11 protein-coding genes are annotated in these 19741 nt (G+C 50.3%); 5 read left to right on the forward strand and 6 right to left on the reverse strand.

Going from position 1 to position 19741, the window contains the following annotated elements:
• Positions 1 to 41: 41 nt before the first annotated feature.
• The 6 genes from H8K26_RS12570 to garD all read right to left on the reverse strand — a co-directional run bounded on the left by H8K26_RS12570 (position 42) and on the right by garD (position 10180).
• Entirely contained in the window at positions 42 to 1919 is a 1878-nt protein-coding gene (locus H8K26_RS12570) for a potassium transporter Kup (RefSeq protein ID WP_190479933.1), read from the reverse strand.
• 1014 nt (positions 1920 to 2933) lie between these two features.
• Positions 2934 to 4760, reverse strand: coding sequence for an NACHT domain-containing protein (locus tag H8K26_RS12575; protein ID WP_190479934.1), 1827 nt, complete (start codon positions 4758 to 4760; stop codon positions 2934 to 2936).
• Positions 4761 to 5324: 564 nt separating this feature from the next.
• A complete protein-coding gene (locus H8K26_RS12580) occupies positions 5325 to 6011 on the reverse strand; it encodes a response regulator (protein ID WP_186897958.1) in 687 nt (228 codons plus the stop codon).
• Positions 6008 to 7573, reverse strand: coding sequence for an ATP-binding protein (locus H8K26_RS12585; protein ID WP_190479936.1), 1566 nt, complete (start codon positions 7571 to 7573; stop codon positions 6008 to 6010). Before H8K26_RS12585 ends, H8K26_RS12580 begins: the two co-directional genes overlap by 4 nt.
• A 121-nt stretch (positions 7574 to 7694) precedes the next feature.
• Positions 7695 to 8519: an NAD-dependent epimerase/dehydratase family protein gene (locus H8K26_RS12590; RefSeq protein WP_190479938.1), complete on the reverse strand. Its 825-nt coding sequence runs from the start codon at positions 8517 to 8519 to the stop codon at positions 7695 to 7697.
• A gap of 107 nt (positions 8520 to 8626) precedes the next feature.
• On the reverse strand, positions 8627 to 10180 hold the full coding sequence (gene garD, locus H8K26_RS12595) for a galactarate dehydratase (RefSeq protein ID WP_190479940.1): 1554 nt from the start codon (positions 10178 to 10180) through the stop codon (positions 8627 to 8629).
• Positions 10181 to 10558: 378 nt separating this feature from the next.
• On the opposite strand from garD, the gene H8K26_RS12600 reads away from it, so the two are divergent.
• From H8K26_RS12600 to H8K26_RS12620, 5 genes are all read left to right on the forward strand, one after another.
• The gene (locus H8K26_RS12600) at positions 10559 to 11263 is read left to right on the forward strand and encodes a FadR/GntR family transcriptional regulator (protein ID WP_190479943.1); all 705 of its coding nucleotides are present in this window, start codon (positions 10559 to 10561) and stop codon (positions 11261 to 11263) included.
• 214 nt (positions 11264 to 11477) lie between these two features.
• On the forward strand, positions 11478 to 14168 hold the full coding sequence (locus tag H8K26_RS12605) for a TonB-dependent receptor plug domain-containing protein (RefSeq protein ID WP_190479945.1): 2691 nt from the start codon (positions 11478 to 11480) through the stop codon (positions 14166 to 14168).
• 55 nt (positions 14169 to 14223) lie between these two features.
• Complete coding sequence (locus tag H8K26_RS12610; protein ID WP_190479947.1) at positions 14224 to 16095, forward strand: glycoside hydrolase family 28 protein; 1872 nt, start codon at positions 14224 to 14226, stop codon at positions 16093 to 16095.
• 63 nt (positions 16096 to 16158) lie between these two features.
• Entirely contained in the window at positions 16159 to 16968 is an 810-nt protein-coding gene (locus tag H8K26_RS12615; RefSeq protein ID WP_223827007.1) for a rhamnogalacturonan acetylesterase, read from the forward strand.
• Positions 16969 to 16976: 8 nt separating this feature from the next.
• The gene (locus H8K26_RS12620; RefSeq protein WP_223827008.1) at positions 16977 to 19718 is read left to right on the forward strand and encodes a pectinesterase family protein; all 2742 of its coding nucleotides are present in this window, start codon (positions 16977 to 16979) and stop codon (positions 19716 to 19718) included.
• Positions 19719 to 19741: the final 23 nt, after the last annotated feature.

Consider the following 19741-nt stretch of genomic DNA (forward strand, 5'->3'; position numbering starts at 1 on the left):
CATCGAAGGCTGGCTGCATTTAGCTGAAAATACTTTTTGACTTAAATCTGCACCCGGGTACCAAGTTCGATCACGCAATTATTCGGCAGATGGAAATAATCGACGACGCTCAGCGAGTTACGCGACATCAGTGCAAATAAAATTTCCCGCCAGTGCGCCATCCCCGTACCTTTGGTCGGCACAACGATTTCGCGGCTCAGGAAATACGAAATTTCAAACATATTCAAGGTCAGGCCATGTGCCTTGCACAACTCCAGCGCTTTCGGAATATCCGGCGTATTTTTAAAGCCATAGTTCAGTTTCACTTTCCAGAACCCAGGAGCTAAGGCTTCGACTTGTACCCGTTCTTCAAACGGCACCCACGGCACATCATGAAACTTCACCGTCAAAATAATATTGCGTTCATGCAGCACCTGATTGTGCTTCAGATTATGTAATAAGGCTTGTGGCACCGTATCTGGGTTCGCGACTGCATACACCGCAGTCCGCGATGCGCGCGGCGTGTTGTCACCGGATAAGGCGGTCACGAAAGGCAATAACTCAGGATCACCTTTGCGTATGCTGTCGATCAATAATTCGCGGCCACGTCTCCAGGTCGCCATCACCAGAAAAATCGCAACGCCCATCGCCAGCGGAAACCATCCACCCTGCAAAAATTTCAGCGAACACGCGACGACCAGCAAAACATCCAAGGTTAAAAATACGCCGGTCGCAGTGACTGCCAGCGCGAAAGGCATTTTCCAGCCGTGATGAATCACGAAAAAAGTTAAGATGGTCGTAATCATCATCGTCACCGTCACGGCAATCCCGTAGGCGGCCGCCATCGCGGAAGAGCTGCCAAAGCCGACAACGGCAAGCAATACGCCAACGAGCAACAACCAGTTAACGCCGGGCATATAAATTTGCCCCATCTCTTTCGCCGAGGTGAAATTCACCTGCATGCGCGGCAGCAGCCCTAACTGCACCGCCTGCTTGGTCATCGAATACGCACCTGAAATAACCGCTTGCGAAGCGATGACGGTGGCGATCGTTGCCAGCACGACGGCGGGTATCAACAGATGCTCTGGGAATAAGCGGAAAAACGGGTTTTCAATCGCCGACGGATCGCGCATCAGCAAAGCGCCCTGGCCCATGTAATTGATCGCCAACGCAGGTAAGACCATGCCTGTCCAGGCTAATTGGATAGGACGTTTTCCAAAGTGCCCCATGTCTGCATACAGCGCTTCGGCGCCCGTAAAAGCGAGCACAATCGCACCGATAACGATAAAAATATGCCAGCCTTGCGAGCTTAAAAAACGAATCGCGTTCAAGGGATTCAAAGCAGCAAGAATCGCTGGTTGCAACATGATTTCACTGATCCCCGCGACGGCTAACACAGCAAACCAGATCACAATTACAGGGCCAAACAGTTTGCCGACCACGGCTGTGCCGTAGCGCTGTACGGCGAATAAGGCAATCAGTACGGCGATGGAAATGGGCAAGACATAGGGCTTGAATCCCAGCGACACTACTTCTAACCCCTCGACCGCGCTCAGTACAGAAATCGCCGGAGTGATAATACTGTCGCCATAAAATAAAGACGCACCGAATACGCCGGTCAGCAACAGAATTAAACGTCGCTGCCCCGTATCACCAGCCGCTTTCGCTGCTAATGCGGTGAGCGCCATGATGCCGCCTTCGCCGCGATTATCTGCGCGTAAGATCAGCAGAACATACTTCAGCGTCACCACCATCATCAGGCCCCAGAAGATGACCGACACCGCACCGATCAGATGCGTGGTATCCAAAGGCACGCCCGTCGCGGGGCTGAATACCTCTTTCATGGTGTACAAAGGGCTGGTGCCGATATCGCCATAGACCACGCCCAACGCACCGAGCGTTAAGGCAGCCATGCTTTCGCGGCCAGAATGTTGACTCATACAATTCCCGAAATTCAATGAACAGAAATGCACTATGCGGTGGCTGGCATCAGGAAAGCATAAGGAAATAATCAGGAATGAATCAATAACTGCGTCAGGCGTGCGCTTTTCCAACACAACACAACGCAGTGCTAACTTCGCACCGGTACAGCTCTTGGCGAACGCGCGGCGAACGCACACTGCGCGTGATGAAAATGGAGCGCTTATAGCGGAAGAACGCATCCTTCAATAGCGCTTAAATCGTCCCCTTAACGGCAGACGAACAGCCTGAATTCTGCATACTCCCCCCTGTTTTTAATAAAACACCCTTAATCCCTGCAGAAACATTGGGCTTGTAAACATACTCGGGGGAGTATATTTTTAGGGTTTTGAGAGTGTTTGGAGGTGGTTGTTTGGGTACCAGGCACACGGTAGTGAATACTGATATCGGTTAATGTGATTGCTATGAGTAGAAGCTTGTTTTTTTAAGGAGACATATACCGCAGGTCAGAAAGCTGATTTAGCACCCGCAGCCCCCAGATACGGAAAGCGTGACCTGACTGCCGGCTGAGCTTACTTTGGCAGTGCAGGAATAGCCAATGTACTCACAGCCTGGCGTTCCCCAACAGGTCTGAGATACCTTACAACTCAGAAGCGTTCCGCTGGCAGGTGCCGAGAATCTGTATTCAGTTTTATCGCCGACCTGGGGCTCAGAGTTTGTGCCTCCCTTACGGCGGCTCTTCACTCCTACAAGTACCTGGCGCTCGGTTTTTCCGTTTATCTGCATTGCGGCTTCTGTCGGTTCTTGCACCCCATAGATCCAGGCCATAACCGTCGAAGATTGACCGTGGCTGCTGCTAAAGTTGCAGCTGCAGCCCTCGAACTCCTTCTCAACAACTTCGGGCATTCGTTCCACTCTGACCTTACCGTTACGCGACTGCGCCAAGGGTTCGCTCGCGATACATCGGACAGTAATGCAGATGCTGAGGGCGGACAAGACTATGAACTTCATGTGGTTGCGGAACTGGAGCAAGGCTAGCTCTTTCGCTTTCTGTCAAAGATCATGGGTCGGCTATTCAGCTTGTTGGCGTGAACTTCCGCTTCCTTTAGCTTTTCCTTCAGCTTATAGATATGATCTGCCAGACTCCTCTGGCATTTATCGATTCCCCATCGATCCAGAAACTTCGGGAATGCGAATTCTATTTCGTTGTTCAGATGAGCTGAGATTTGCATTTCTTCGGCACGAAGTTCCGATACCTCGGATTCAGTTAGAATTTCTGGTCCGGTGAGGAACGCGGCTGTTGACAGCACGTCGCTAAGTTCTCGTGCATAGAAGTTGTCTGCTTCTTGCCAACTCCCAAATGAGGACCGCTTAAACGTTCCAGCCTTATCCGGCGACGCACGATAAGCGACGTACGTTTTGCTCATCCATGAGGGCATCATGGTCTGTAGTTGTATTCCACTTTTGCACGCGGCAAGTTCTTCAAACAATGAAATCGCTAAACGTAGATTGTTGATCGCGAAATATTTGGAGAATCTGTAGGGATCAATGCTCTGTAGAAAGCCAAGGCATTCCTGCCAGTGAACCCACGACACGGTGGCTTCTTCGTAGAACCGTTTAGCGAATGCATCATCAGAACTTTTTACGAATGCAGCGGCGTGATATTCAGCGATGCTCTTATGAAGGAACGTCGCGTCTCCGACACCTTCCTCTAGCATCAGGCATGCAACCTTGGTTATGTCCTTTCTGAACGCAGATTCCTTGCATGCTGATCCTTCAAGGTAGTCTTGTGCAAGCTCAAAGGCTTCATTGAACTGTGCTGGACTCAGAGTCCGGCTGGTTCCGAGTTGAAGGCTCATGAAACAGAATGCCTCAAAGAGGGCTTGGAGTTTCCTTTCTGAGAGTCCTGAGTGGTGCTCTCTTTCAAAGGCGGCCTTAAGCTTATCGTGGCGAGTAAAGACTGTGTAAAAAAGTCTATCAAAGAACTCGGGGAGGTCGGCTGGAATCTGCTTTTCGGATTGGTAGACAAATACTACCAAGGTTAACATCAGGGGGGTGACAATCAACCCCGCTACTTGACTCGGACTCGACTGAATTGCGTGCACGATATCGACAATTTTGACGGGTTCAAGACCTAGTGCCTGCAGAAATGGAGGGTAGTCTGCTGCATGCAACGGAGCGACTTCCAGTACTCGAAAGGAGTTGAGTTTTTGAACCTCGTTGTTTGGTCTTGAAGTTACAATTATCTGAAGTTCCGGGAATTTTTGCGCAAGGTGTTCGAGGTCAAGAGTCGCTTGTCTAACCAGTGGCGTTTCCAATTCATCGAAGCCATCGAGGAGTACTACAATCTTTCCTGATGCAGCCAGATATTCGAACAATGCATCGTCTACATTAACATCATAAGCCGACAATGCTTTGTGAATAGATGCGATTAATGGAGTCGATTTTGTGACTTTTCTCAGCTCAAGAAAGATCGGTAGGCGTCGGTTGTCCTTACGGAGAATTTCTTGGAGTGCCAGATAGCGAAGTAGAATCGATTTTCCTTGGCCAACGATGCCTTGAATGACTATGCAGCCTTCACCAAGATCGGTAATTGACTCTAGGACCGTTGATCTTTCTTCAGCAGAACGAAGCCTACTCGGATAGTAGAAACTTCTGAGTGAAACATTCTTTTCTGGGCTCCATATCGTTCGCACAGAGTCGATGTCGGAAAGTTGTCTAGCAATCTTCTTTGAGAATCCTGTCGCGGTCCAGCGGTCAAGCGACCTTTGGACTGTTCCCTTTGCGCCGTCGTAAATGTCTTTTATTATCGGAGACGCTGCCTTTGCTATCGCTGATAATCCGATTATGGTCGCGCTCATTTTTTCCTTAATTAACAGTAGCTGGGTTGCATCAGCTGCGGAAGTCGTGAAACCTAACTTGGGAGTTAAGGCCGCACCGAAGGCATCGGCTTTGGATGACGTATTAGGCCTCTAAGGTTACAGCCGAGATTTAAGTTTGCAAGATTGCATCTTAACTCAGCGTTAAAAAATTAACCATACGCTTGCTATGCCTTTTTCTATTTATCTAGTCTGGCTATGTTTGGGTATACCGGTTAAAGATAGCGCATATCCAAGCAAAAAAAAGGATCACATCAACGGCATCGCCAAAGCTCGTTTATTCGAATAGCTGCGGGAACGGAAGTGTTACCTGTATTCACGTTTCGCAACTGAAAAAACATGCCTACTGGATACGCATTTGCCTACGCTGGCAACAGACAAAAATCATCCTCAAAACTGCAGGTAAACAGCCTGAATTTTGCATACTCCCCCCTGTTTTTAATAAAACACCCTTAATCCCTTCAGAAACATTGGGCTTGTAGAGATACCCCGGGGAGTATATTTTGAGCATTTTGACGGGGCTAGTGGCAGATGACGATGCTGGCGCTAGATGGCGGCCAGGCGATAGCCGACGCCGGTTTCTGTCAGCAGGTAGCGGGGTTCTGTCGGGTTGTCTTCGATTTTTGCGCGCAGTTGTGCCATGTAGAGTCGCAGGTAATGCGTGTGGTCGATGAATTCTTCGCCCCAGACATCGACCAGCAGCTGGCGGTGTGTGACGACTTTGCCGCTGCTGCGCACCAGGCGTGCAAGTAAGCTGAATTCGGTTTTGGTCAGATGCAGAACCTGGCCGTGGCGTTCGACCAGGCGGGTGCTGAGGTCGATGTGTAAGCCATCCAGCGTGTATTCGGTTGTGGCGGCGGGCACGTTGGTGCCCCGGTGGCGCAAGGCGACCCGGATGCGCGCCAGCATTTCACCGACGCTGAATGGCTTCGTCAGATAATCGTCTGCGCCTGCATCCAGCAGGGCAATTTTTTCGGCTTCCTGGTGTCTGGCTGAAACAATCAGAATCGGCAGATTGCTTTGCTTGCGCACCTGGCGCACCAGGTCGGCTCCGTTACCATCGGGCAGGCCCAGATCGAGCACCATCACATCCGGCAACGCATGTTTTAAGATGGCGCTGGCTTCGCTGATGGAGACGGCGGTTTGCACGGTAAACCCTTCGACAGACAACGATGCCTGTATCAGTGAGCGTATCTCTTTGTCGTCTTCCACCACTAACACGCGGATGCTCATGACAACTCTCCTGCAAGTGCGGGTGGTTGCGCATCCAGCGGTAACTGCAAGCTGAATTCGCTGCCGCCTTCCTGTGGCTGGTTCAGCACCAGATTGCCGCCATGCACAGTTGCGATGGCCTTGCAAACGGCGAGCCCGAGTCCTGAGCCGCGCTGGCTGCTGCGATCGGTGTGATCGCCACGCACATAGGGTTCAAAAATACTGAGTTGTTCGTGTTCCGGTATGCCTTTACCGCTGTCTTTCACCGAGATCCGCATCCACTGCTGATGCTGATCGGCGTTGTGTTCATCAGAACCTTGTGCGCCCTGTATGCTGACGTGCAGTTGTATGTCGCCATCGGTATATTTCAGGGCGTTTTCCAGCAAATTCGCCAGCAGTTGCGAAATCAAAACCGGATCGACTCTGACCAATGGCAGGCCTTTCGGAAGCTGAAGCTGAATGCGTTTGTCTGTGTCATGTTGGCGCACCCGCGCCAGCACGCTGCCGATGATTTCTTCTATGGATTCCCAATCCCGCACCAGCGATTGCGGTGTGTTTTCCAGACGCACAAGTTGCAGGGTGTTTTCTGTCAGCGCCGATAAATATCCGGCTTCTTTGATGATGCTGTCGAGCAGGTGTTCTTGTTCGGCTGTGCTGAGTTTGGCATGCTGAAGTTGCAGCGCGGATGCTGCACCGACCACGACGGCTAATGGTGTACGTAAATCATGCGAGACCGCCGCTAAAAATATGCCCTGTAATTGCTGACGCTCTGTTTCGCGTTGCGCAGCCAGAATGCTGGCGTTCAGGCTTAATCTCAAGAGCGCCTGCGCCAGTATCGTACAAAGCGCTTCGGCATGCTGGCGGCCGCTGCTGTCATTTGCAGCAACGGATTGTATGCATACAGCGCCCAGCATTTGTCCATGCGGATGACTATCTGCTATGGGTAAATACCATGCGTCGAGATCAGACCAGCGATTGGTGCCCGCGCCGATGACGCTGCCTTCTTTCATGCAGCATGCCATGCCATCGCGTATGGTCACCGGCAGCTCATCGCGGCAATGTAGTTTTCCGCTGGCGTCGTTCAGACCAAGCAGGTTGATGCCGGAAAAAGAATCGTCGAACGCTTGTTGTCCTAAGCCAGAAATATCGTCAGCGCTATTGCATGCGGCGAGTTGCACCGCCAGATGTTGCAATTGTCGTGCACGTTGCTCATTCAGATGCGCGATCTCGGTTTCTCGACGTAGGCCAGATGTCAGGCGATGAATCACCAAGGCCAGCACCAGCATCGTGATCAGTGCAATGAAATGTTCCGACTGATCGATGCGGAAGGTCCAGCGCGGTGGCACAAAAAAGAAATTCAGCGCGGCCACCGCGGCGAGGGCGCAAGTGACAGAGTAAATCCAGCTTAACCTGTATGCCGCAATCACGACCGCCAGCACATAGATCATGGACTGGCTGGTGAGCGAGACATAAGGGTCAATCAGCGCATTGACACCGCTGGCTGATGCCAGCAGTAAAAAGATAGAAAAGCTATCTCTTAACGGGGAATGCGGTCGCTGCAGGAGCTCAGTGATTTTGTTCATCTGAGCAGCGTACCATAGACGATATTAAGAACGCATCAGGATTTTCTGACTATTCAATCGCGGAAATGTCAGCGCCAGTTGATCACATCACTGGCGCTGTTGTTGCAACTTATGGTTTGTATTATGGTTTGTACTGTGGGCCGCTCAGAATAAAGCCGCCGCCCTGATACGTGCTGCCGACATCATCGGCATCCGGATAGCGACCTGTATCCGGAAATAAATGCGCAAATTTATCTGAGCTGTCTTTTGGTTCGTAGCCCAGATGCGATGCCGCGTGATTACTCCACCATTTTTCACGATTGTCGGAGACACCGAATACGATGGTGTAGCCGACGCGTGGAGTGAAGGCTGCGCAACGCAGTAATTCAACTAAATCATCGTAACTCAGATAAGTCGTCAGCATGCGGCGATTGGCTGGAGCAGGGAAGGCGGAGCCTATGCGTACGCATACGGTTTCGATGCCAACGCGGTCGTAATAATAGCGGGACAGGCTTTCACCAAAACATTTACTGACGCCGTAAATACCATCAGGACGTGGTGGCATCGTCGCATCAATGAAATCAGTGGTTTTGTAAAAACCGATAGTGTGGTTAGAGCTGGCGAAAATCACGCGGCGTACTTTATGGTGATGCGCTGCTTCGTAAATGTTGTAGGTGCCTTGAATATTGGCACGCATGATGTCTTCAAAACTGGCTTCAACGGATATGCCGCCGAAATGCAGAATCAGTTCTACATCTTTCACCAGATCCATTACCGCTGCTTTGTCGGCAAGGTCGCACTGTACGACTTCTTCGCCTTCTTGCGCAGCACCCAGATCAGCCAGATCGCTGACACGTAAAATATCCGTCCAGTCTTTGAGTTTTTCACGCAGGATTTTTCCCAGACCGCCAGCGGCGCCGGTCAATAAGATGCGGTGAAAAGGTTTTGCTGCAACTTGTTGGTTCATAGTTTCCTCGTTTTTATTTTGTGTAGTGAATCGGGTCAGTAATTGCTTAGATTGATTAACTTGATATCGGTCTGTCAGCAGCATAGATTGCGATCAGCGATCAACAATCAGGTGATTGGTGCCGGATTGAACAAGACCAGAGCATTATGGAGTTTCCAATGTTCAGCCCAGGTTTTTTTACCGCTGGCGACATCGAGCATCATGTGGAAGAGTTCCCAGCCTATATCTTCTATCGTGGCGCTACCAGTCGCAATTTTGCCGGCATTAATATCCATCAGATCATGCCAGCGTCGCGCCAGATCATCGCGTGTCGCCACTTTAATCACTGGTACTGGTGCCAGACCATAAGGTGTGCCGCGGCCCGTGGTGAAGATATGCAGATTCATTCCGGCTGCGACTTGTAAAGTGCCGCAAATAAAATCACTGGCGGGTGTTGCTGCGTAAATCAGGCCGCGCTGCTGCAGTTTTTCGCCGGGCGATAACACACCTGAAATTGGTGATGAGCCTGATTTGACGATGGACCCCATGGCTTTTTCAACGATGTTAGAGAGCCCACCTTTTTTATTTCCCGGCGTCGTGTTGGCGCTGCGGTCTGCACCGCCGCGTTTCAGATAATCGTCATACCATTGCATTTCCCTGATCATGGCGTTGGCGACTTCCGGGCTCGTGGCGCGTGAAGTGAGTTGATCGATGCCGTCGCGCACTTCTGTCACTTCGGAAAACATCACGCTGGCACCCGCACGTACTAATAGGTCGGTGGCAAATCCGACCGCAGGGTTGGCGGTCACGCCGGAAAAGGCATCGCTGCCACCGCATTGCACACCGACGACCAGATCAGAAGCAGGGCATACCACGCGCTGACGTTGGTTCAGTATCGTCAACTGCGCTTTGGCCTGCTCCATGATGGATTGAATCATCGATTGAAAACCAACATGGGCGGCATCTTGCAGGCAGACAACGGGAGGCTGTGCTTCATTCTTAATCGGGAAACTACCGGCAGGGAATAGTTTGGCTGGTTGTAATTTCTCACAACCGAGGCTGACGACCATTGCCTGTCCGCCGAAATTCGGGTTGCGGGCGATATTTCTGATGGTACGAATCGGGATTTCTGCACCCGGCGCATCAATCGCAACACCGCAGCCATAGGTGTGTTCAATCCCAATAACGTCATCGACGTTTGGGAAATCCGGCAGTAATTCTGCTTTGATGCGTTTGACTGCATGTTCGACCACGCCTGACACGCATTGCACAGTCGTGGTGATGGCGAGGATATTACGTGTCCCGACGCTGCCATCGTCATTCCGGTAGCCCATAAACGTATGACCTTCAAGCGGGGGCAACGGTGTTGGCGATACAGTTGCAATCGGCAGATTGTCGAGTACGCGGGCATCCGGCATGCGTATCAATGTTTCATTGAGCCACTGACCACGCTTTACATCGGTGTTGGTATAGCCAATCGTCACGTTATAACGCCGGATGGCGCTGCCTTCGGGTAAATCTGTTAACGCAACTTTATGTCCCTGAGGAACATGATCAACAAGTTCCAGAGCGCAGGGGAGCACGGTATGTGCCGGCAGCCCGCCATCATTGACGACGATGGCGACGTTGTCATCGTCGTGCATCTTGATATACAAGGGTTTTTGCTCGGAAGTAAGCTGCATGAAATATCCTTTGCCTGGTTTTGCGGTGGTGTTATTTTTTGATTAGCGCAAAATTTTAAAAAATTGGTCAGACCAGATGATAACTGGATAGACCGAATTGCGCCGATGTCACAAAATATTTTTATTGGATCAGGTATGCGTAATTTTGTAGATTAGTTGAATTTTTAGAGTTAATTTCATTTAAATTCAATGGTTTATCGCATTTTAACTGGGAGTGCTGCGGCCGTTTCGCTATAATCTTTGCTGCCGAATTTGTGGTGAGTATGCCACTATGATAAATTTTTGGCTAGTCCAGATTGATGTTTTGGTCAGACCAAATTAGAATGGCCTGACCGAACAAAAAATGACTGGCTGTTATGTTGATAAGGTCGTCAAAAAATGAATAAAAAAAATAATGTGGGACATAGCGAGGCAATTTCTCATGAGCCGCGCCTGTATCGCGTCGTGGCAGACAAGATTAAGGGATTGATTGCTGAAGAAGAAATCAAACCTGGTGAGCGTCTTCCATCTGAGCGAGATCTGGCAACAAAGCTCAGCGTATCACGCGCGTCCTTACGTGAAGCACTGATTGCACTTGAACTGAGCGGTACGGTTGAAGTGCGTGGCGGTTCTGGTGTGTATGTCAGTCAGGTGGTTGAATCAGAGGCACATTTGCCTGAAGTCGGTGCCGGGCCATTTGAAGTGTTATCGGCACGGCGCTTGATTGAATCAGAAGTCGCAGCAATTGCGGCACGTGTGGCGACTGATTCGGCGATTGACGACATTTTAAAAGCGGTACTGGAGATGGAAGCGCATCACGCGAATTACGCCAGTAATGAAAGTGCTGACAGGAATTTTCATCTGTCCATCGCCAGAGCAACAGGTAATAGCGCGTTAGTCGGTGCTGTCGAGTATTTATGGAATCAACGTGGCCGCTTATGGCACAAATTGAAGGAGCATTTTCAGACAGAAGAATTACGTCATGAAACATTGACGGACCATAGAAACATTCTGGAGGCGATTGCCTCACATGATCCGGCGGCTGCCCGCAAAGCGATGCGGGCGCATCTGGAACGTGTAACCAGAACTTTTTCTCGCGGCTGAAACACTGATAAGGCAAAGACACATTTGCCAGTTTTAGCGGTAGAGACTACCGATTTTTCGACCGGCTGAGACCCCGGTGAGACACTGATATTTTTTGTGTACTCATCTTCGTCGCAGCGGCACGGAGTACGCGAGGTGCTCCAGACAAGTCACTCACCACCAAAACCGGGAGTGACATCGTTGATGAAAAATAGGAGTTTGAGGAGACATTAGAATGAAAAAGAAAGTAACGAGCCGTTCCGCATTTATGCTGAGCAGCGTCAGTATTGCTGTTCTGACGCTGGTCAATCAGGTGCAGGCAGAAGAAATACAAAAGGTAGAAGTCACGGGGTCTTCTATCCGTCGTCTGGCTACCGAGGCATCGTTGCCTGTCACGATGGTGACTGGTGAAGAGCTGGAAAAACGTGGTATGACCACACTTGCCGATCTGATGATGGCATTGCCGGAATCAGCATCGCTGGCACCTTCAAATGCAGGCTCAGGTACAAACATCAATCTGCGTGGTTTGGGTGTTAACCGCACGCTGGTGTTGTTGAATGGCCGTCGTCTGGCGAACGAAGCGATTGCCGATGGCTATGCCAATCTGGATGTGATTCCTATGAGTGCGATTGCACGCGTAGAGATATTGCGTGATGGTGCTTCCTCGATTTACGGTTCGGATGCGATCGGTGGCGTAGTTAACTTCATCACCAAACGCACATTTGAAGGTAAATCGATATCTGCGCAATTGGTGCAGCCACAAAAAAATGGTGGTGCAGATGAGCAGCGTATCAGCGGAACTGTCGGTTTCGGCAACCTGGCACAAGATGGCTGGAACTGGTATGCCACTGTTGACGCACATCGTCGTAGTCGTCTGGCGGCATCAGATCGCGCCGAATTAAGTACAAATGATATTCTGACGAGTATTGGTCGTGCACCTGCATTGGGTAGTGGCGGTTATTCGATGCCTGCCAACTTCACGACCGCAACAAATAAAAACGCACAAAATCCTTACTACGCTTCAGGTTGCCAATCACCGTATTCGATGCAAGGTGCAAAAAATACTTGTATTCTGAACGACGCTGCATACGGTAGTGCTTTGTATGGCAATGAGCAGGTGACGTTCTACACCAAATTCACAAAACGCTTCAATGAAGATCACACCTTGACGGTGGATTACATGCGTGGACAGGAATACATCCTGGGCACTAAAAATCCAACAACAAGTCTGGCTGCGAATGGTGTGACGGCGCAATTACCGTCAAGCAGTAAATGGTATCCGGGCGGCAGCGGTGGTGTACCTGCAGTTGCTGGTCTGAAGGGCGAACCTCTGACTGTCACCTGGAGTGTTGCTGATCTGGGGCTGGCAACAACCAAAGATAAACAAGTGAACCAGCGTATCGCCGTGAACGACGAAGGGCGTATCGCATCATGGGATTACAAACTTGGTTTTGTTTATGGTCACAGTCTGCGTGAAAATTACTATGACTCTGGCTATGTGAGCGGGGCTGATTTACTGAAAGGTATCAGCAACGGCACCCTGAATCCATTCGGCTTACAAGATTCGGCCGGGCTGGCATATCTGAAAAGTATCTCGGTCGATGGCGCCTTGAACCGGCATTCTGTCAGTACATTTACTGGCGTTGATTTGACGGTGTCGCGTGAGTTGTCAAATCTGGCTGGCGGCCCGATGATGCTGGCGCTGGGTACGGACTATCACCGTGATACGACGGAAGATCAAAAGACGGACATCACTAATATTGCAACGTATGCAGGCGCTTCGCCATCGTTTGCGAAATCCAGCCGGAATGTCGCTGCGGCCTACGCTGAGTTAGAAGTACCATTGACCAAAGAACTGAATCTGAACTTTGCAGTACGTGACGATCATTTCAGTGATTTCGGCAATACGATCAACCCTAAAGCCAGCTTCCGTTATCAGCCAACCAAAGAACTGATGTTCCGTGGTTCTGCTAACACGGGTTTCCGTGCACCGACTTTGTTCGACCGCTACGGTTACCGTTTGCCAGGTGCAACGACAAAAACAGCAGCGAAATGGGATGATCCTGTGCAATGTCCGGGCGGCACGCCAGGCGTTGCTGGCACAGGTAAAGCCTTACCTGGTCTGGTGGCTTCTACTGTCTGTAATACGACCTTACCTAAGCAAACCGGTAGCAATGCTGATTTACAGCCAGAAAAATCCAAAGGTTATACCTTCGGTCTTGTGGTTGAACCGCTGAAAAATTTGACGGTATCGGCTGATTACTGGCACATAGAAATGACCGACATGCTGGCGAACTTACCAGAACAGGTTTATTTCACGAATCCGCAAAAATATGCTGATCTGTTTGTGCGTAATGCAGATGGTTCACTGGCGTTCATCAAAAATGTCACGATGAATCTGGGTGGTCAAAAAGCTTCCGGTATCGACGTTTCACTGGCCTATGCTTTCCCGAAAACATCCGCAGGCAATTTTAAGGTAAAACTTGACGGTACTTATCTGACGCAGTTTGATAATCAGCTGGAAAAAGATAGCCCGTATGTGTCGAATATCGGTCGCTTTGGTGCAGCAAGCAATGGCACCACTTCCAGCATGCCTATCATCACTTTCCGTTGGAAGCACACACTGAGTTTATCCTGGGATCGTGGCGACTGGGCATCACAGTTGACGCAAAACTTCAACACTGGTTATCACGATCAGAACCTGGTGGCACCAGAGTATTTCCGTGATATCGAGTCGTATTCCATCTGGAACTGGACAGTGAATTACCGTGGCTTTAAAAACATGGCAATTTCCGCAGGCATTTCGAATCTTCTGAATGCCCGTCCTCCTGTCACTAATCATAACGCTTACACCTACGGTTATCTGAGCAGCGCCGCGAGCCCTGTTGGCCGTGCTTTAAATGTTCGCTTGTCTTACGACTTCTGATAGTGCTTAGTCCCTGGCCTTGCAGGTCAGGGACATTTTAAAAGATGGAAAAATTATGAGTGTTGTGATTAACGAAAAACGCAGAAGCCTGTTGCAAGCCGCATCCAGTGTCGGACTGTTGATGGGCAGTGGTCTGGCCAGCGAAGCGATTGCTGCGACAACGAAACAAGATCCATGGAAACAGGCGCAGGCGATTATTGATCGCTTTGCCAAACCTATCCATTTTCGCAAAGAAGATTTTCTGGTCACCAGTTATGGTGCCAAAACCTGTGAAGTAAAACCGGTAGAAGCATGGGTTTCTTTCGTCGAACGTAAAACCTTGCAGACGCCTGTTGCTGAAGCGACCGATTGCTATCCAGCTATTGCGGCTGCGATTGCTGCCTGCCATGCGGCCGGAGGCGGGCGTGTGGTGATTCCGGCGGGGAATTGGTACTGTGCCGGACCTATCGTTTTGCTCTCCAATGTGAATGTGCATCTGAATGCCGGAGCACACGTTTATTTCAGTAATAATCCGGCGGATTACGCCAAATACGGTAAGTATGACTGCGGCAAAAACGGCAAGCTCTCCATGACACGCTGGGAAGGCAATGATTGTCTGAATTTCTCGTCTATGGTGTATGCGTACGGTCAGCGAAATATCGCGTTGACGGGTGATGACTGGACGTCGATTCTGGATGGACAGGCCGGTGTTAATTTCACCGACAGCCCGTATTGCTGGTGGTCCTGGAAGGGACGTGAAAAGCCAAGTTCGGTCGGTGATATTGCCCCTGGCAGTGGCGACTGGATCAAGCATCAGAAAGGCGAGACAGAAGTATCTTTGAATCCGCAGAATCCTGTATCGCTGGCGGAAGTTGCGCCGCATCTGACGGAAGAAAAACGCCTGTTCATTCAGGGCGAGGGTGATAAATGGCGTCGTGACTCGAATTATCTGCGGGCGCTGGCGGAAGCCGGAGTCGCCGCTGATAAACGTGTTTTCGGTTTAGGCCATTTCCTCCGTCCACACATGGTGCAGTTCATCAATTGCAGCAATGTTTTGTTTCAGGGTTATCAGGTAACGAATACGCCATTCTGGCAACATAACCCGGTCGGATGCCGCAATGTTCATGTGAAAAACATTTACGCCAACAGCGTAGGTCCGAACAGCGATGGCTTCGATCCAGAATCCTGTAACTACGTCCTGATCGAAGATTCGACGTTTGATACTGGCGATGATTGCATTGCTGTCGATGCTGGCAAAGGACCGGATGTCCAGTATGGTCCGTCACAAAATATCGTCGTGCAAAACTGCAAGATGCACAGCGGGCATGGCGCGATGACATTTGGCAGCATTATGTCGGCAGGTATTCAGAATGTGTTTGCACAGAATCTGGTATTTGAAAACAGCCATTGGAAAACCGATCCATTGAATATTGCGATTCGTTTTAAATGCAATATGAGTCGTGGTGGTTTCCTGAAAAATCTGCACATCAGGAATATCAGTATTCCGAATGGTATCCGTACGACACCGGCGTTTTACTCAACCTTACCCGGTTCAGTGATTCCGACGAAATCGGTGGCAACTTCTGCCGGTGCGGTTATTACCATCGACTGCGGTTACGATCCGATCAACGACAATGTCCGTACACGTCCACCTGTGGTGTCCGATATTCACATTTCTAACGTTAATGTAGGTAACGTTGACACTGGTGCAGGGCAATTCTCCAGCTATCAGGCTATCGTTATTCTGGGGCCTGTACCCAGCGATTACAACGGCCCTGCATCACCTGCGCCCAAAATTGTGCCGGTAAAAAATGTCACTATTTCTGACTGTGATCTCGGTAATCCGGTGAATAAAGAGAATCCTATGTATCTCTTTAATGTCAAAGACCTGGTACTGAAAAATGTCCGTGTCGGCGGTACAGTCTACAACAAAACATTGTCTGTCTGACCACTTCCCTGTAGTCAGTTTGGAGCCTCCTCGTGAGGCTCTTTTTTTAAATTGGATGACATCATGAAGACATTACTTCGTGTCGTTTTGCTCGCTTGTTCTGCTCCGCTATGGATGGCCTGTCAGGGGCCGGTGCCAGTCGTGAAAGATAGTCGCCCACTCGAAATTATTCTTGTCGGCGACTCGACCATGGCACCGAACAGCGGCTATGGCAATGCATTGTGCGAACGTTTTTTGAAAGAAGTCACGTGCCTGAATCTTGCTAAAGGTGGACGCAGTTCTGGTAGTTACAGGGCGGAAGGTTCCTGGGAGATAGTGATGCAACAATTGCGACGCGACACAGATAAACGCCGCGTGGTGTTGATGCAGTTCGGGCATAACGATCAGCCTGGTAAGCCCGGACGCTCTACCGATCTGGCGACAGAGTTTCCGGTTAACCTCGCGCGCTATGTCGACGAGGTCAGAACTGCTGGTGCTGAAATTATTTTGCTGACACCTCTCACGCGCAGAACCTTCAAAGATGGTGTCTTGCCAAATGATTTGCGTCCGTGGGCGGAAGCCAGTTTGCGTGTCGCCAGCGAAAAGCAGGTGCCAGTGATAGACCTGAATCAGCAAAGCCACGCGCTGGTTGCCGCGATGGGGCAAAGCGAAGCTGATACGCTGGCAATGGTGCCGCCGCCACCTGAAATCGTCGCGCCGACCAGTGGCAGCACACTGGCAACAGTAGAGCGTCAGGGCGCCGCGAAAAGTGCGTTTGATCGTACCCATGTCGGTAAAAAAGGCGCAGCGATTTTTTCTGCGATGGTCGTACAGGCTCTCGTGGCTGTAGATCCTGAAATCGGTAATGGCATGATCAGAGGAAGTTCAAAATGAGATACAACATGAAACAGCAGCAGCCACTATTCAGCATGGTTTCCCGCTATACCAGTGTGTTGCTGATGATGTCCAGCCTGTTTGCTGCGGATGTCTGCGCGCAGGACAGCAGGCCGGTGAAAGAACCGCTTGCGCCGTCCATCTGTCAATTGTTACCAGCGCAACTGACCATGAATGAGGTTGATGCGCAGACATTGGCAGCACCTGACACTCAGCGCCTGCAGCAAGCGATCAATCAGTGTCCATCGGGTAAAGCGTTGCGTCTGGTCAGACATAGCGATAAAAATTATTTTCTTACCGGCGCGTTGCAGATGAAGGCGGGCGTCTCTCTGGTGATTGATGCTGGTGTGGTGCTGGCGGGATCACGCTTGCCTGCTGATTATGATAAAGGTGAGAAAAGTTGTGGCACAGTCGATCAGAAAGGACGTGGTTGTCGCCCGCTGATCAGCGTTACTCAGTCACAGAACGCCGGGCTATTTGGCGATGGTGTGATTGACGGGCAGGGCGGTAAGAAAATCCTTGGCGGTGCAGAGACTTGGTGGGAAATAGCACGTCGTGCTCAGCGTGAAGACTTGCATCAGAACGTGCCGCGCATGTTGGAAATAACGCAGTCACGCGAGATAGCATTGCACAGAATATGGTTGAAAAACTCGGCTAATTTTCATGTCACCCTGAATCAGGTGAATGGCTTTACCGCATGGGGAATCCATATCGATACGCCGGCGACGGCCAGAAACACCGATGGTATTGACCCCATTTCATCCCGCAATATCACGATCACCAAAAGTTACATTCGCACTGGTGACGATAACGTCGCGATTAAGGCGGGTAATCAGGGGCCGACCGAAAACATTACCATCAGTGATAATCACTTTTACTCTGGACACGGTATGTCCATCGGTAGTGAAACCAACGGTAATATCCGACACGTGCTGGTCGAAAAACTGAGTATTGATGGCGCTACTTCGGGTTTGCGCATTAAGAGTGACGTGTCGCGTGGGGGGCTGGTGCAGGACGTGACATATAGGGATATCTGCATACAGAACAGTAAAGCACCGCTGGATTTCGACACGCATTACGGTAAGCGTGCATCGGGTGATCTGATACCGGAATATCGTGATATCCATCTCGAACGTGTGCAAGTGCTGACGCCGGGGAAACTGATATTTCATGGCTACGACGCAACAAGACCGCTCAGAATGAGCGCCAATGATTTAATCGTTCCTGAACAAAGTATGATCGTCAGGGAAAACGCGCTGTGGTCATCGGCCGTTGTGCAATCGATGCTGGATCAGAATTTTGCATGGCAGCCGCTGCAATCAGCGACAAAAAACACTGCCTGCGCCTATGCATTTACGGTCTATCCTTCGTCATCGCCGACAGATAAACGCCCGCAGTTAAATGAAGCACAGGCTGCTCATTTTTCTTATGACGAAGTTCTTGGTTATGCAGGTTTGCCAGGAAAAGAGCAACGTGATGTATGGGACCCTTTGTCTTCGCCAGTTGTTCATGCGCAGCAGATAACACCCGACTATATTGTCAATGCCAGTGAGCCAGCTGATGCTAAGCTCCGTTTTCAGCGCTTACAGGATGCGATCAATCAGATCGTGACAGACGATCTGGCGCATCGCTTACCGGCATCCCGCCGCATTACTGTTCTGGTGGAGCCCGGAGTCTATGATGGACTGGTATATATCCCTGAAACATCCGTCCCTATCAGCGTGATTGGCAGAGATGCTGCCACGACACGTATCCGTGCCAATCTGGATGCCGCGATCACCGGAACACAATATCAGGAGCGTTTTGGGGCGCAGTTTGCGCAGGCTCCGGCGGCGATTGCTGACATGTTTAACAGCATTCGTATCCGTCCGATTATCGGGACATTTGGTACGGCAGTGCTGTGGGTGAAAAGTCAGGCATTCCAGATGCGTGATATCACCATTGAAAACAGCTATAACAAAAATGGCGCACCGGCACCGCAGGCGTGTGAAGGAGCTGATTGCCCCGGAAATGGCGTGTATGGGAAAAGTCTGATGGTGCATCATCAGGCCTTAGCGATGATGACTGATGGTGTCGACAAAGCTCAGTTTGAACAAGTGCGTCTGCTAGGGTTGCAGGATACCTTGTATATGCGCGCCGGCAAATCAGGTCAGACCGCTCGTCACTTCTTCTATCATTCTTATATCGAAGGTGACGTTGATTACATTTTCGGTGATGCGACCGCGTATTTTCTTGAGACGGAGATACGCTCATTAGGTCCTCGCACCAGTTCTTACGTCGCGGCACCAAGTACGAATCTGAATTCACGTTACGGATTTGTATTTAACCGCTGCCGCTTTACCCATGATCAGAGCAGCAATGCGATGGCCGGGAAATTTTATCTGGTCCGTCAATGGTTTCATAATCAGCGTTGCACGCCGTACGGCAAAGTACCTATCGATGGCTATCGTTGCGAAGCAGGAACGACAGATCAGTTTGTCAGTCCGTCTGGCACGATTACCCGTCAGACGATAGAAACGGTAGGGAAAATGATTGTGCTCAATTCTGTGATCGGTGCCCATATACACCCGCTTACGCCTTGGTCCGACTGGAATAAAAATGGCACCTTGCCGTATCGTCCTGCGCAATTTAACAGCGACGACTTCTGGCGAAATTTATCTGCGAGCACAATCAGCCCTACGGCTTTTGGCTATCAGGCTGCACCTGCACCCATGCAATTTCTGGGCGAATTCAATAATCAATACGAATAATTTGAGACAAAAAAAGGAAGTAC

The organism is Cognatundibacterium aquatile (assembly GCF_014699135.1).
Lineage (GTDB): Bacteria > Pseudomonadota > Gammaproteobacteria > Burkholderiales > Burkholderiaceae_D > Undibacterium > Undibacterium aquatile.

Bases quoted from the DNA above. Each gene is read 5' to 3' on its own strand.
- H8K26_RS12570 (WP_190479933.1), bottom strand. From the start codon at position 1,919: ATGAGTCAACATTCTGGCCGCGAAAGCATGGCTGCCTTAACGCTCGGT.
- H8K26_RS12575 (WP_190479934.1), bottom strand. From the start codon at position 4,760: ATGAGCGCGACCATAATCGGATTATCAGCGATAGCAAAGGCAGCGTCT.
- H8K26_RS12580 (WP_186897958.1), bottom strand. From the start codon at position 6,011: ATGAGCATCCGCGTGTTAGTGGTGGAAGACGACAAAGAGATACGCTCA.
- H8K26_RS12585 (WP_190479936.1), bottom strand. From the start codon at position 7,573: ATGAACAAAATCACTGAGCTCCTGCAGCGACCGCATTCCCCGTTAAGA.
- H8K26_RS12590 (WP_190479938.1), bottom strand. From the start codon at position 8,519: ATGAACCAACAAGTTGCAGCAAAACCTTTTCACCGCATCTTATTGACC.
- garD (WP_190479940.1), bottom strand. From the start codon at position 10,180: ATGCAGCTTACTTCCGAGCAAAAACCCTTGTATATCAAGATGCACGAC.
- H8K26_RS12600 (WP_190479943.1), top strand. From the start codon at position 10,559: ATGAATAAAAAAAATAATGTGGGACATAGCGAGGCAATTTCTCATGAG.
- H8K26_RS12605 (WP_190479945.1), top strand. From the start codon at position 11,478: ATGAAAAAGAAAGTAACGAGCCGTTCCGCATTTATGCTGAGCAGCGTC.
- H8K26_RS12610 (WP_190479947.1), top strand. From the start codon at position 14,224: ATGAGTGTTGTGATTAACGAAAAACGCAGAAGCCTGTTGCAAGCCGCA.
- H8K26_RS12615 (WP_223827007.1), top strand. From the start codon at position 16,159: ATGAAGACATTACTTCGTGTCGTTTTGCTCGCTTGTTCTGCTCCGCTA.
- H8K26_RS12620 (WP_223827008.1), top strand. From the start codon at position 16,977: ATGAAACAGCAGCAGCCACTATTCAGCATGGTTTCCCGCTATACCAGT.